This window comes from Streptomyces sp. GD-15H (assembly GCF_045291515.1).
In the GTDB taxonomy this organism is placed as follows: domain Bacteria; phylum Actinomycetota; class Actinomycetes; order Streptomycetales; family Streptomycetaceae; genus Streptomyces.
In genome coordinates this window covers 8,040,342-8,053,727 of the sequence record NZ_CP149447.1, presented here as the reverse complement: position 1 = coordinate 8,053,727, position 13,386 = coordinate 8,040,342, and the positions used below count along the sequence as shown (strand labels likewise).

Below are 13,386 nucleotides of genomic sequence, written 5' to 3'. Positions count from 1 at the left end.
TCAGGTCGTCGAGCAGTATCGGGCCGGCGGTGTGCTGGCGCATGCCCGCCGCGGTGAGGTCGATGGGGTTCTCGACAGTGTTGTTCAGCGGGCTGCAGGCGCGCCGCTGTTCCTGTTCCTGGATCCGTGCGGGCTGGTTCTTCCTCAGGATCGTCTGGTGGACGTGCTGGCCCGGCAGCGGCGTGAGACAAAACCGCCGACCGAGCTGTTGATGAACTTCAGCATGATGGCTGTGTGGCGCTTGGGCGGCACGTGCGCTCCCCGCAGGGCAACGAGAGGTCGCTGCAGCGCTTCGACGATGTGTGCGGTGGCACCTGGTGGCGGGAGTACTTCGCAGAAGCTGCTGCCCCAAAGGCGAAGGAGGGAGCTGCTGAGGACGCCATCGAGGCCGTGGCGGCTGAGTACTCCCGTCTGCTTGCGGAGCGCACCGGCATGTTCGTGCAGTCGGTGCCGGTCTCCCACGACGCGCACAAGCGGGCCGTCTACCGGCTGGTCTTCGCCACCCGCAGTCAGTACGGCTTGTGGGTCTTCGGCGACTCGGTTGCCCGGGCCCGTGACGAATGGTGGAAGACGCTGGATGCCCGTGAGGAGAGCGAGGGGAAGCTGGCGCTGTGGCCCATGCGTCCGGACCCGAAGGAGGTCACGAACCGGGCGGTTCCCGAGATCGCAAAGAACCTGGAGAAGCTGTTGCTGCGCACCCGGGGCCCGGTCAGGCTCGTGGACCACACTTTGGAGATCTTCGGGGACTTCTACGGGCAGGTGACTGAGCCAGCGGCGCGCAAAGCAGTGCAGCGCCTGCATGGCGAGGGCAAGACACCCAGCAATGGTGTGGGCGTGAAGCGAACCCGGGAAATCAAGGTCTTCCCAGGAAGACTCGTCGCATGACGTGCTTGGGCCGGGCAACGTGCCGCCCGGCCCCGCTCATGTGCGACATCCCGCGAGTTCTCCTGAGGCCCGCTGAGTGCTCGAGGCCGTGGCCAGGGGTTTCTTCCTCCTTCGGGTGCTTTACCGGGGTGTGAGATAACTTCTGAATTCTTGAAGGGTTCTCAGTGCGTGCGACCGATCTGCGGTCTGGTCGAAGGCGAGGAGGCGAACTGGAGCGGTTCGAGGCCGACGTGCTGGCTGGCCGGCCAGGCTTTCGGCGGCGGACTCGGCGTCGTTGGGCAGGCGGGCACGCAGCAGCACCACGTGCCTGGGACCGGCGAGTTGGTGGACAGTCGCCCGGCCGATCCCGCGGTTGGCTTCCGTGACCAGCGAGATCGGCGCAGCGGCGCTCATCGTGGCCCCCTCCAACCTTCCGTTCAGCCCATGGTCTTGGCGCCGTCCAGGGACTCGCGAATGATGTCGGCGTGCCCGGCGTGCTGCGCGGTCTCGGCGATGACGTGCAGCAGCACCTGACGGGCCGACCAGCGTACGCCGGACTCGAACCACGGCGCCTTCGGCAGCGGCTGGGTCGCGTCCAGGTCGGGCAGGGCGGCGATCAGCTCGTCGGTCCGGTGGGCCACCGCCGCGTACTCAGCCAGCACGCCGGCCAGCGTCTCGCCGGCCAGCAGCCGGAACTCGTCAGCCCGCTCGGCGAAGTCGGCCTCGGCCATGGCGGTGAAGTCGGGCATGGCCGACGGTCCGTCCAGGACGAAGTCCACCCAGATCCGCTCCATCGCGGCGACGTGCTTGACCAGGCCGCCCAGGCACAGTTCGCTGACGGTGGTTCGCAGCCCGGCCTGCTCGTCGGTGAGGTCGCGGGTGGTGAAGCGCAGGAAGTGCCGGTGCTTGCTCAGCGTCCGCAGCAGGTCGGCGCGCTCGCCGGTGAGGGCCGCCGACTCGCTCGGGCTCAGGGTCTCGGTCATGATCTCCGCCTTCGGTTGGTCCCGTGTTCCTCGGTCAAGAAGGACGGTAGGAGCCATAGCGGACAGTTTCTGTCCTGAATTCCGGGAGAATCGGAGACATGGCGAACACCAGCACCCGGACGCTGCGACTGCTGTCCCTACTGCAGACCCATCGCTACTGGTCAGGCACCGAACTGGCCGACCGGCTCGGTGTCTCGGTCCGCACTTTGCGCCGGGACGTCGATCGGCTGCGCGAGCTCGGCTACCCGGTGGAGGCGCAGCGCGGCGTCGACGGCGGCTACCAGCTCGCCGCGGGCGCCGCGCTGCCGCCACTGGTGATCGACGACGATGAGGCAGTCGCCCTGGCCGTCGGGTTGCACACCGCCGCGGAGGGCGCGGTGGAGGGCATCGCCGAGTCCTCGGTCCGGGTGCTGGCCAAGGTGGTGCAGGTGATGCCCACCCGGCTGCGTCGCCGGGTCGAGGCGCTGCGCGCGATGACCGTACCCGCCGGCTGGGGCAGCCCGGCCCGGGCGGGCGTCGACCCGGGCGTGCTCACCGCACTCGCACTGACCTGCCGGGACAGCGAACAGCTGCGCTTCGGCTACACCGCCGCCGACGGCCGCCGCACCGACCGGCAGGTCGAGCCGCACCGGCTTGTCTGCCTCGAGCGCCGCTGGTATCTGGTCGCGTACGACCTCACCCGGCACGGCTGGCGCAGCTTCCGGGTCGACCGGCTCACTGCGCCGGAGGGCACCGGCGCTCCGTTCCGTCCGCGCACCCTGCCCGCCGCCGATGCCGCCGAGTTCGTCCGCGCCGGGATCGATGACCTGCCCCGCCCGTACCGGGTGGCGGTCCTGGTGTACGCCCCGGCCGCGACCGTACTGGAACGGATCGGGCGGTGGAGCACGGTCGAGGAGGTGGACGCCGAACACTGCCGGGTCCGCATGACCACCGACTCCCTGGACTGGCCGGCCCTGGCCCTGGGCTCTCTCGGCGCCGAGTTCCGCGTGCTCGAACCGGCCGAACTGGTCGACCAACTCCGCGACTGGGCAGCCCGATTCGACCGGGCGGGGCGGGGCTGACAGTTCAACCGCTGGGATGCTCCGGCCGCCGGCAACGGGTGGCACGGACGATCTCGTCGCCGGCGCGTTCGAGGAGCTCGGCCGTGCCAAGCTCCTCAAGCCATCCACGGCAACACCGTGAATCCGAGGCGAACTCACGGGTCGATCCCCACAGAGCACAGCATCCGACCCGCGGGTTCCCGCTGAATCGCCTTCAGTTTCCTCGAACCCGCGGGTGTCTGCGGGTGTGAGTAGTTGCGGTACAGGAAGTGCCGCTGAGATTGATCTTGGTGGGGTCGGGCTACTCCGCTGTTCACCGTGCTCACCGGCATCGGCTTCGGCATCGCCGCGCTGTCCGGGGACCGCCGGCGCGTGCTGCTGCCGCTGGCCGGGCTGCTACTCGCCATGGGCATGCACGCGCTGTGGAACGGCTCGACGGCCTTCGGCCCGTACGGCTTCCTCGCGGTCTACGCCGTCTTCATGATGCCCGCGTTCGGGCTGCTGACCTGGCTGGTCATCTGGACCCGGCAGCGGGAGCTGAGGACCGTGCGCGAGGAGCTGCCCGCGTACGCCGCCGCCGGGTGGCTCACCCCGGCCGAACCGCTCGCCCTCGGCTCCATGCGGGCCCGTCGGCTGGCCCGGGACCACGCCCGGCGCCACTTCGGCAAGCCCGCGGCGCGGACGGTCGCCGAGTACGAGGCGTACGCCACCTCGCTGGCGTTCCTGCGGCACCGGGGCCGCCGGTGCCGACTTCGCCGTACGGGAGCGGGAGCTGCTGCACGAGCGGTGGCGCAGGCGGGAAGTGGCACAGCCCGCGTTGAACCACGCGGCCAGGATGACGCTGCCGGTGGCCGCACCGCCCTGGCCGGCGTACGGGATGCCCGGGCAGCCCCCGGGGCACGCCCCGGGTTACGGGTCGTACGGGCCGGCGGCACCATAGCCCTCGTACAACCCGTACCGGACACAGCCGTAGGAGGCCGGGGGCCGGAGTTACGCCGACGCCTGCGTCAGCCTGCCGATCTCCTCCTCCGTCAGCCGCAGCTCCGCGCCCCCCAGCAGCGCCGGGAGCTGCTGCACCGTCCGCGCCGAGGCGCTCGGGGCGGCCACCGTCGGCTGGGCCGCGAGCCAGGCCAGGGCCACCGTGGCGACCTCGGCGTCGTGGGCCCGGGCGACCTCGTCGAGGGCGGCGAGGACCTTCTGGCCGCGCTCGGTGTCCAGGTGCTTGGCGGCGCCCTGCGCCCGCGCGCTGTCCACCGTCGTACCGGGCCGGTACTTGCCGGTCAGGAAGCCGGAGGCGAGCGCGTAGTACGGGACGGCGGCCAGACCGGCCCGCTCGGCCAGGTTCTGCAGCTCGCCTTCGTAGGTGTCGCGGGAGACCAGGTTGTAGTGCGGCTGGAGGGCCACGTAGCGGGCCAGGCCCTCGCGCTCGGAGAAGTCCAGGGACGCCCTGAGGCGCTCGGCGGAGATGTTCGAGGCGGCGATGTGCCGTACCTTGCCCGCCTTCACCAGCTCGTCGAGCGCGCCGATGATCTCCTCGACGGGCACTTCCGACTCGTCGGAGTGCGTGTAGTACAGGTCGATGTAGTCCGTGCCCAGGCGCTTGAGGGAGGCGTCGGCCGCGGCCTTGATGTTGGCGGCGCTCAGCCCCGGGAAGTCGGGGTGCTGGCTGACCTTGGTGGCGATGACGACGTCGGAGCGGTTGCCGCGTGCCTTCACCCACTTGCCGATGATCGTCTCGGACTCGCCGCCCTGGTTCCCCTCGATCCACACCGAGTAGGAGTCGGCGGTGTCGACGAAGTTGCCTCCGGCGGCGGTGTAGGCGTCCAGGACGGCGAAGGACTGCTCCTGGTCGGCGGTCCAGCCGAAGACGTTGCCGCCGAGGGCGAGCGGGAAGACCTCGAGATCGGACGAGCCCAGTTTGCGCAGAGAAGTCATGTTCAACATCAACAACCGGGCCGGACGGTTCATTCCGCATCCGGCCGCAAAGGTTGCGCAACCAGGCGTCAGGGGTTTGTCAGGGGCCTCAGAAGGCATCCGCTTTCCGAACGTGATCCATTGGTTCGGCTGGGGTGGGCATGAACTCGCGCCTGCGGCGGGAGAGATGGGGCGTTTGGTCCGCTCGTGTCGCTGGTGGAGGTTGCTCATGCCGTCGGTTCTCGGTCTGCTGGAGGCCCGGGAGAAGAAGGTCCGGGAAGAGGCAGCGCGGCTGCGGGAGGAGGCCGAGCGGATGCAGGCCGCGCTCGGCGAGGCGGAATGTGCGCTGCAGCGGCTGGTGGATGCCCGTGTGACGGTGGCCGAGGTACTGGCCGAGCCATCTGCCGCGGTGGCGGAACCGGTGCGGAAGGCGGTGGCGGGGTCGGTGGTGCCGCACCGGACCGAAGGCATGACGGTGTCGGTCCTGGCGCCGGACTACCAGCGGATTGTGTCGGTGCTGGAGTCGGAAGCGGGCCGCGAGGGCATGCGCTGCCAGCAGCTGGCTGCGGCCCCGGGGCTTCAGGCGGTGCCGGCGAAGGTCGAGGGGCCGCGGCCGAAGTCCCCGGAGGGGCCAACCCCCAGAAACGCCTGGTGGAGCGGGGATGGGCCGTGCAGGTGCGGCCGGGGGTGTTCACCGCGCTCGGGATGCCGACCGGCTGAAGGCAGCCGGTCGGCGCCCGGCCAGACGGCCGCTCATGAGCATGGTCATGGACCACAGCACCATGGCCTCGTGCAGGACGGGCAGCGTCTCGTGGTCACGCACCAGACGACGCGAACGCATCAGCCAGCTCAGCGTTCTCTCCATCGCCCAGTCACACTGCACATATGGACGGTCTGGACAGTGAGCGGGCGCCGATAATCGGTCGTGAGGGCCTGCTGCGGCTGGCCGCGGTGGCCAAGCGGCTGCAGGACCGTGACGAGGGAGATGAGTCGCCATGCGCGACGACAGTGACGTCGGCCCCAGAGAACGATTCCGGCGGTGCCGGACGGGCAGGTGTGGGCAGCACTGCCGGAGGTGAACCGACGGGCGGTGGTGGGGCAGTTGGTGCGGCTGGCGAGCCGCGCGTTGCCGGTTGCAGCAATGGCAAGTGAGCGGGACCGACGATGACCTCGGTGATGCCGTGGGAGCGGCCCGGCAGCAAGATCGACGACCGTCACCTGCAGCGGCTCGCGGTGGTCTATGTCCGCCAGTCCACCCGCCGGCAGCTCGTCGACCACCAGGAGTCGACCCGGTTGCAGTACGCCCTGGCGGACCGGGCGGTCGCGCTCGGCTGGCCGGCGGACCGGATCCTGGTGATCGACGAGGACCTGGGCAGGTCGGCATCGAGTGCGGTCGCCCGCACCGGCTTCCAGCGTCTGGTCACCGAGATCGGGCTGGACCACGTCGGTCTCGTGCTGGGCATCGAGATGTCCCGCCTGGCCCGCTCCGGCAAGGACTGGTACCAGCTGATCGAGCTGTGCGCCCTGTCGGGTGCGGTACTGGCGGACCCCGACGGGGTCTACGACCCGGCCGAGTACAACGACCGGCTGCTGCTGGGGCTCAAGGGCACGATGAGCGAGGCCGAACTGCACCTGATCAAGCAACGGATGTGGAGCGGGCGCCTGAACAAGGCCCGCCGCGGCGAGCTGACCTTCCCCCTGCCCAGCGGCTATGTCCGCCGCCCGTCCGGGGAGGCCGCCCTGGACCCGGACGAACAGGTGCAGACCGTGATCCGCCTGATCTTCGCGCAGTTCGAGCGGCTCGGCACCTTGCACGGCGTGCTGCGCTATCTCGTGGACCACGACATCCAGTTGGGCATCCGGCTGCGGGAGGGGCCGGACAAGGGCACCCTGGAGTGGCGAAGGCCGAACCGGATGACACTGCAGACCCTGCTGCACAATCCCGCCTATGCCGGCATCTACGCCTACGGGCGGCGCCGGGTCGACCCGCGCCGCCAGGACCCGGCCCGGCCGAGCACCGGACGGGTCGTCCGCTCCCGGGACGGATGGCATGTGATGATCCCGAATGCCCTGCCCGCCTACATCACCGTCGCCCGGTTCGAGGCGAACGAGGCGAAACTGGCGGCCAACCGCGCCCGCGCCGAAGCCATGGGCGCGGTGCGAGGCGGCCGGGCGCTCACGGCCGGGCTGGTGCACTGCGGACGCTGCAACCGGCGCATGAGCGTGCGCTACCACACCCAGCACAGCAAGGCACTGCCCGAGTACGTGTGCGCCCGGGACATGACCAACTACGGCGCGCACAAGAGCTGCCAGCTGCTCAACTCCGCCTGCGTGGACGCCTTCGTCGAGCAGCAGGTCCTCGCGGCACTGACGCCCGCCGCCGTCGAGGTGTCCCTGCGCGCGGCCGACCAGGTCCTGGCCGAGCGGGCCGAGCTGGAACGGCTGTGGTCGAGGCGGTTGGAACGCGCCGCGCAGGACGCCGACCGGGCCCGCCGCAGCCACCACCTCGCCGAACCGGAGAACCGCCTGGTCGTGCGCCAGCTGGAGAAGGAGTGGGAGGACGCACTCGCCGCCCAGCAGCGGCTTTGCGAGGAGTACGACCGCTTCACCCGCAGCAGTCCGCGCATCCTCACTTTGGCCGAGCGGCAGACCATCACGGCCCTGGCCGGCGACATCGAGGGTTTGTGGCGCGCGCGCAGCACCACAAGGGCGGACCGCAAGGAGATCGTCCGCGCGGTCGTCGACAAGGTCGTCGTCACCGTGCTCGGCACCAGCGAGCGGGTGAAGGTCACCATCGTCTGGGCAGGCGGGACCACGACGGCGGGAGAGGTCATCCGCCCGGTCCAGCGGTTGGAACAGCTCAGCTGCTACCCGCAACTGACCGATCGGATCCGCGAACTCGCAGGCCAGGGCATAGGAGCCAGCGGAATCGCCGACCGCCTGGAAGCCGAGGGCTTCCGGCCCGCGAAGGGCGGCAAACGGATCTCCGCAGCCACCGTCCGCGACCTCATGCGCCGCCTGGCCTGTCCCGCAGGCCGCGTCCACCGGCACCGCCCCGCACCACCCGGCGAGGAGCCCGGCCCCAACGAGTGGTGGCTGGGGCACCTGGCCGCCGAGCTGGACATGACCACCTCCACTCTCTATGCCTGGATCAACCGCGGCTGGATCACCACCCGCCGGGAAAGCTGCTGGCCCCACCGGCTCATCGCCCACGCCGACCAGCGAGAACTCGCCGAACTCCGCGAACGCCGCACCCGTCCGCCCGGCTGGTACAGCCGCCGCATCTGGACCGAGACCGCCGAGACGGCAGAGCAACAGACTCCATGAGTGCGCTGTGCTTGACAGATCTCGACCACCCAGCGCCTGGGGAGCACCACGAACCCCGCCATGTCGTCGGAGCGCTTGACGATCTCCAGGGTGAGCCGGCACTTCTCGGCCGCCCAGTCGATCAGCCGCCCGGCATAGCCGCCGTCCGCCCACACCAGGCGGATGGAGAAGTACATCTCGCGCAGTCTTGCGAGCAGGGGGACGGCGGCGTCGCGGTCCTGCACATTCGCCGCGGTCACCGCGACAGCCAGGACCAGGCCGAGGCAGTCCACCACCAGGTGCCGCTTGCGGCCGCCCACCTTCTTCCCGCCGTCCCAGCCGGATGTTGAGCGCGGGATGTTCGCCGCTGCCCGCACCGACTGCGAGTCCACGATCGCGGCGGTCGGGTCCACCGCGCGGCCCGCCTTCTCCCGCACGCGGTCGCGCAGCCGGTCGTGGAACTCGGCGAGCAGGCCCGTCACCTGCCAGCGGCGGGCGAAGGCGTGCACCCGCCGGTACGGCGGGAAATCCGCAGGCAGGTTGGCCCACTTGACGCCGTTGTCGACCACGTAGCGCACTGCGTCCGGCATCACGCGATGGCAATAGCCCTCCGGCCGGCCTCCCCGCCCCCGAAACCACGCCGGAACGGGCAGCAACGGCCGGATGACCTGCCCCTCCGCGTCCGTCAGGTCCGAGCCGTAACACCGCGCACGGTCCGGCCCGTCCGCCGCGTTGCCGAACCTGTGCGCGAGGCAGTCACACGACGGAGACGGCGCGTTGGACTCCACCGGCGCGAGCGCGAAAGACTGCGGCAACAGGGCCTCCTGGTGCTCGTTGGCTTCGACAACCCCGAGCTACCAAGAGGCCCTGCCTTCATGCGCCGACCCCACCGCGATCACCCGATCAAGACCCTCGTTCGACCAGACCAGCCCGTTGATCGGTAAGCGGATGGCTTCTCAGAGGGCGTTAAGTCCGTTTCTGGTAGCGGCCCCGTCCGGGCTGGGTGAGGAAGCCTTGGCGGGTGAGGCGCCCGAGGCGGCTGCGGGTGACGTTCATGCATGGGTCGTCGGTGGGCATGCCGAGGAGTTCGTGCAGTTCGCGGACCCGGAATGCCTGGTCGGGGTGCTGGTTGAAGGCGTTCACGATGGCCTGGTAGGCGGTGGTCGACTCGGACGGACCGGCCTCGTCTCCGTCTCTGGTCGGCGTGAGTTCGACGATGACCTTCCGGGTGGTGGCCAGGTCCATGAGACGCGCTTCGGTCTCGGCGAGCACGGCGGTCAGGTGCTCGATCTGGCCGCGGAGTTCACCGGCCCGGGCGGTGGCCTCGTCCTGCTGGGCCTGGAGATCCGTCAGGAACTCGGTGATGTTCACGCGGCCGCCCGGACGGTGTCGCGCCAGGCCGGTGTGGGTGTGGTGAGGCGGCGGGCCATGTTCGCGGTGGCGGCCCAGTAGACGCGCGAGGCGGCGTTGTCGGGACGGTGGTCGTACTCGCGGGCCAGGCGCCGGTGCAGCATCAACGTGCCGTTGACCTGCTCGACCACCCACCGTTTCGGCTGTGGGACAAAGCCCTTGCCCTTCTCGTCCGGGTTGCGGCGGACGGTCTCGACGGTGATGTCCAGCAGGGCGCCGTGGATGATGACCTCGTCCTTGAATCCCTGGTCCACCAGGGCCTTCTCCAGGCGCATCCCGCACCGCTCGGCCACCTGGTCGAGCAGGGCCACCCCGGCGGCGTTGTCGTGCGCCGACGCGGCGAGCACGACGACCCCGATGATCAGTCCCAGCACGTCGACGGCCAGGCCCCGCTTGCGCCCCGGCGTCCGCTTGCTGGCGTCCAGCCCCGTCGTGGTCTTCGGGACTCCCGCGGCCGCGCGCACGGACTGGGTGTCGATGACCACGAGGGACGGGTCCTCTAATCGGCGGGCCTTCTCCCGCACCTGGCAGCGCAGGAGTTCCTGGATCCGCTGGTCGAGCCCGTCCTTGCGCCACAGCGTGAAGTAGTAGAACACCGCCGACCAGGCGGGCAGGTCATGGGGCAGGTAGCGCCACTGGCAGCCCGTCCGGTTCTGGTAGAAGATCGCGTTCACGACCTCCCGGAGATCACAGGTCCCGGGATCCTTGGTCGCCGACCGCGCCACCCGGTCCTGCTTCCAGGACGTGATCATCGGCTCGATCAACGCCCACTGCTCGTCCGATAAGTCGCTCGGATACGGCTCACGCTCCATGCCGATATCCGAGCATGCACATGCCCAACCGCTGCCCCGAACGGCAACCAGTCACACGAACGAGCGATCGCGAACCCAGAGAGATGGGACTTAACGCCCTCTCAGAGGCTCGTCAGGGGTTGAGGCCCCTGCCGCGCAGCCACGCCAGCGGGTCGATCCCGGTCGTCATCGTCGAGGAAGAAGAACCGCTCCAGCTCCGGGCGCGTAGGCACCTCGGTGAACGTCCCGTACGCCTCGGCCTGCTCATCAGTCAGAAACTCCACCGGCACGAAGCGGACCGTAGCCAGCACCAACAGCCCCCCGGCGATCTTTCCGGGAACCCCAGCGGCACTTCCTGTACCGCAACTACTCACACCCGTCATACGGCAACGGGCAGCGGCATCTGGTCCCAGGTGCGGCCGTGCAATTCGCGGCCGCCTGCCTTCGGTGTGCGGCCGCCCCACTGCTTGAAGAAGAACGCGACGCCGGCGTCCTGGCAGGTGTCTCGGATGTCGGTGACCCAGGCCTCCTCCAGGGGGCGGTGGCGTGGTCCGGACTCGCCACCGGCGATGACCCAGTGGATGCCCTCGAGGCTGAGGCCGGGCAAAGGGCCGAGGAGCGGCTCGCAGGAAAGGAACCGAACTGCGGCAGGGACTTCACGCAGGTCGTCGACGCGTGCCAGTTCATTCTCGGTCTCGATGGAGACGCCCATCCACAGGTTGGCCGGCCACTCGAGCTTGTGGGCTACCTGGCGCAGGCGGCGGGCTCGCTTGGTCAGAACCTGGTAGGTGTGCTGCGGGGTGTCGGCCATGACTTGGAAGACCTGGCGGACGAAATCCAGCGGGACCCGGGCGTGGAAGAGGTCGGACATGGAGTTCACGAAGACCACCCGTGGGCTCTTCCAGCCGTAGGGGATGTCGAGGGCGTCGGGGTGCAGGGTGACGCCGAAGCCGGGGCCGGAGGTGCGAGGGTCGCCGTCGTTCTGGTACTTCGCCGCCCCCATGGCTTTCAGCCGCTTCGCCAGGGTGAGGGCGTAGCAGTTGTCGCAACCGGAGGAGACGCGGTCGCAGCCGGTGGTCGGGTTCCAGGTCGCCTCGGTCCATTCGATGGAGCTGCGGTCGCTCACTGCTCTCCTCCTGCTGCCATGCACGGGTCACGCCGCCCACGGAGGCGGGCGGGGCGGTTGTAGTGCCTAACGATGCCGTTGGGGCGGGCGTACTGGGACCCACAGTCCGGCATTCGAAGGCTTTCGATCGCTTCTCGTAACCTCGAAATTCGAACTCCTGTTCCCAATCTAGTAGTTAAAGAGCACATAGTCGATGTCGGTGAACCCCATCAGGAGCCTGTCGACACGGCGACCGTGGTCCTTGAAGTACCACTCCTGGAGGCCTTCGGCATTGCCTCTTCAACGCTCAGGGCTCGGGGCGCCAGCGGCCTGGGCGTCGAAGAGGCGGGCCGCATGCTGCGGGGGCAGGGCGAGGGTGAGAGGGCGGAGGCGGGCGTCGTCGGTGGTGCCGGGCGCGGCGGTGAAGCCGAACCGGGCGGGGCGGCCCGTGTTCGCACGGGCGGTCAAGAGGGCTGGGCCTGGGAAAGCGGCGGTGGTCAAGGGGTGATCGCCTGGGAAAGCGAGTTGTCGGTGAGCAGCTTGGCCCAGGCGGCGCTGGTGGCGGTCAGGGAGACCGGCACGGCACCCGCCGGGTCGTGACGGCAGCGCGGCAGGGGCTGGCGCGTCTTCGGCCGCCGCCGGGTGGCGGCTTCTTCGGTCGGCGCCCGCCGACGGCCGGGCAGAGCGCCGGACAAGGCGCCTCAACCGTGCACGGACGTGAGGAAGAGTCGCAGGTCAGCACGCTGGTCGAGGGGCCGGCCGCACCGACTACTTCCCTCGGAGCCCCCGCAAGGCTCCTGCGGGCAGTACCGGCCCGGTTTTGCCGGGCCCCGGCGCCCTGCTCCGGGCCGGGCAGTGCCGCCGCCCAGACCACCGCCGGGTGCTCACCGAAGTTCACCGCCTCGCACGCACCCGACACGCGCGCCCTGGGGCGCGTGGTGGTGAGCGTGCCGGGGCTCAGCCACTTCTTCGGCAGCCGCCCCCTGGGCCCCGCGGCCTGGACGATCGCGCCGGCGTCGGCGGCGGGCTCGGTGCCGGTGCCCCTCGCGGTGCGGGGCGCCGCCGGTGCGCTCGGAAAAGTTCACCCGCAGCACACCCGTGTGCAGCCTGCCGGACGGCCTCGGAGCGGACAAAGGAGTCGTACCCCGCACGCCACACACGAAAGGCGGCGGGCCATGCCGCACATCCTCACCACGGTCCTGACCCAGGTGGCGGTCGCCCTGCTCGAGGCCGCCGTGGTCCGGCTGGCCGTCCGGCTCTGGAGGGCCCTCGGCACGAGCGGGCGCCCGGCGGCCGCACACGCCTGAGCGGCCCCCGAACCGGCTGGCCCGAATTGCCCGTTCAGGCGGGTTTATTCGCGCGCATCGATGGAATGCGGCCAGGGAGAGCCCTCGCCACTCACGCCGCACGGCAGGAGAGGAAGAGATGACTTCCCCGGATCCACAGACCCAGCAACCGCAACAGCCGGTCCCGCCGCAGGCCGGGACCCAGGCCGCGGAGACCCGCGCTCCGGAACCCCAGCAGGCCCCGGCGGAGCACCCCAAGGAGAAGCGGACGGGCGGCAAGCTGCTGCACCTGCGCACCGCGCACGCCCGGGTTCCCATCCCCTACATCACCCCGGGCGACATGTTCTCCACCGCCTGCCGGCCGCACCCGTGTCCACGGCCACGTCCCTGCTCCCCTCGCCCCGCAAGCTGGCCTTCTACGGCCTCCTCGGCGCCATGGCCGTGGTCGAGGCCGTCGAGTGGCCGATCGCGGTCGCCGTCGGCGCCGCCACCGAAGTGATCACCCGTGAGCAGGCCGCACGCCAGCGCGCCGAACACGAGCGCATCGAGCGGGACCGCGCCGAGCGCGAACAGGGCCGGCAGGCCGCCACCGAGCGGACAGAGCCCGGGGGGCCCGCGCAGCCAGCGATGGCCTGACACGTTCCCTGCGGGCGGTCGCCCTCAGCGGCTCGCGGCAGTGCTGGCCCC

General features: G+C 70.3%; 14 protein-coding genes and 2 pseudogenes. 7 read left to right on the top strand and 9 right to left on the bottom strand.

All coding sequences use genetic code 11. The features are described 5' to 3' along the window. Nucleotides 1-234 precede the first annotated feature (234 nt). A complete protein-coding gene (locus WJ438_RS38130) occupies nucleotides 235-885 on the top strand; it encodes a hypothetical protein (RefSeq protein ID WP_406729207.1) in 651 nt (216 codons plus the stop codon). Nucleotides 886-1,301: 416 nt separating this feature from the next. Here WJ438_RS38130 and WJ438_RS38125 read toward each other — a convergent pair whose 3' ends face one another. After that, entirely contained in the window at nucleotides 1,302-1,847 is a 546-nt protein-coding gene (locus WJ438_RS38125) for a DinB family protein (protein WP_406729206.1), read from the bottom strand. Nucleotides 1,848-1,945: 98 nt separating this feature from the next. On the opposite strand from WJ438_RS38125, the gene WJ438_RS38120 reads away from it, so the two are divergent. Together WJ438_RS38120 and WJ438_RS38115 are read left to right on the top strand one after the other, a co-directional pair. Then, nucleotides 1,946-2,908 (top strand): helix-turn-helix transcriptional regulator, encoded by a 963-nt coding sequence (locus WJ438_RS38120; protein ID WP_406729205.1) that lies wholly within the window; start codon nucleotides 1,946-1,948, stop codon nucleotides 2,906-2,908. Nucleotides 2,909-3,187: 279 nt separating this feature from the next. Further along, a pseudogene (locus WJ438_RS38115) lies at nucleotides 3,188-3,827 on the top strand (PrsW family glutamic-type intramembrane protease); the annotation flags it as partial. 50 nt (nucleotides 3,828-3,877) lie between these two features. Here WJ438_RS38115 and WJ438_RS38110 read toward each other — a convergent pair. Next, nucleotides 3,878-4,822 (bottom strand): aldo/keto reductase, encoded by a 945-nt coding sequence (locus WJ438_RS38110; protein WP_406729204.1) that lies wholly within the window; start codon nucleotides 4,820-4,822, stop codon nucleotides 3,878-3,880. Here WJ438_RS38110 and WJ438_RS38105 point away from each other — a divergent pair. Next, nucleotides 4,821-5,720 (top strand): hypothetical protein, encoded by a 900-nt coding sequence (locus tag WJ438_RS38105; protein WP_406729203.1) that lies wholly within the window; start codon nucleotides 4,821-4,823, stop codon nucleotides 5,718-5,720. The two genes, WJ438_RS38110 and WJ438_RS38105, sit on opposite strands and share 2 nt — an antisense overlap. 245 nt (nucleotides 5,721-5,965) lie before the next feature. Continuing rightward, nucleotides 5,966-7,147, top strand: a pseudogene (locus tag WJ438_RS38100) (recombinase family protein); the annotation flags it as partial. A 794-nt stretch (nucleotides 7,148-7,941) separates the two neighbouring features. Here the strand turns inward: WJ438_RS38100 and WJ438_RS38095 are convergent. From WJ438_RS38095 to WJ438_RS38065, 7 genes are all read right to left on the bottom strand, one after another. Further along, on the bottom strand, nucleotides 7,942-8,895 hold the full coding sequence (locus WJ438_RS38095; protein ID WP_406729937.1) for an IS5 family transposase: 954 nt from the start codon (nucleotides 8,893-8,895) through the stop codon (nucleotides 7,942-7,944). Nucleotides 8,896-9,073: 178 nt separating this feature from the next. Further along, on the bottom strand, nucleotides 9,074-9,478 hold the full coding sequence (locus WJ438_RS38090; protein WP_406723465.1) for a hypothetical protein: 405 nt from the start codon (nucleotides 9,476-9,478) through the stop codon (nucleotides 9,074-9,076). After that, a complete protein-coding gene (locus WJ438_RS38085; protein WP_406723466.1) occupies nucleotides 9,475-10,329 on the bottom strand; it encodes an IS5 family transposase in 855 nt (284 codons plus the stop codon). The genes WJ438_RS38090 and WJ438_RS38085 overlap by 4 nt, the downstream gene beginning before the upstream one ends. Before the next feature lie 101 nt (nucleotides 10,330-10,430). After that, nucleotides 10,431-10,619 carry a hypothetical protein gene (locus WJ438_RS38080; protein WP_406729991.1) on the bottom strand — a complete coding sequence of 63 codons (189 nt, stop codon included), beginning with the start codon at nucleotides 10,617-10,619 and terminating at the stop codon, nucleotides 10,431-10,433. A 68-nt stretch (nucleotides 10,620-10,687) separates the two neighbouring features. Further along, nucleotides 10,688-11,434 carry a DUF5131 family protein gene (locus WJ438_RS38075; protein ID WP_406729202.1) on the bottom strand — a complete coding sequence of 249 codons (747 nt, stop codon included), beginning with the start codon at nucleotides 11,432-11,434 and terminating at the stop codon, nucleotides 10,688-10,690. A gap of 279 nt (nucleotides 11,435-11,713) precedes the next feature. After that, nucleotides 11,714-11,881, bottom strand: coding sequence for a hypothetical protein (locus WJ438_RS38070; RefSeq protein ID WP_406729201.1), 168 nt, complete (start codon nucleotides 11,879-11,881; stop codon nucleotides 11,714-11,716). 29 nt (nucleotides 11,882-11,910) lie between these two features. After that, a complete protein-coding gene (locus tag WJ438_RS38065) occupies nucleotides 11,911-12,108 on the bottom strand; it encodes a hypothetical protein (protein ID WP_406729200.1) in 198 nt (65 codons plus the stop codon). Between the two features lie 12 nt (nucleotides 12,109-12,120). Here WJ438_RS38065 and WJ438_RS38060 point away from each other — a divergent pair, with 12 nt between their 5' ends. Together WJ438_RS38060 and WJ438_RS38055 are read left to right on the top strand one after the other, a co-directional pair. Next, entirely contained in the window at nucleotides 12,121-12,720 is a 600-nt protein-coding gene (locus WJ438_RS38060; protein WP_406729199.1) for a hypothetical protein, read from the top strand. 348 nt (nucleotides 12,721-13,068) lie between these two features. Further along, on the top strand, nucleotides 13,069-13,335 hold the full coding sequence (locus tag WJ438_RS38055; RefSeq protein ID WP_406729198.1) for a hypothetical protein: 267 nt from the start codon (nucleotides 13,069-13,071) through the stop codon (nucleotides 13,333-13,335). The last annotated feature ends 51 nt before the right edge of the window (nucleotides 13,336-13,386 follow it).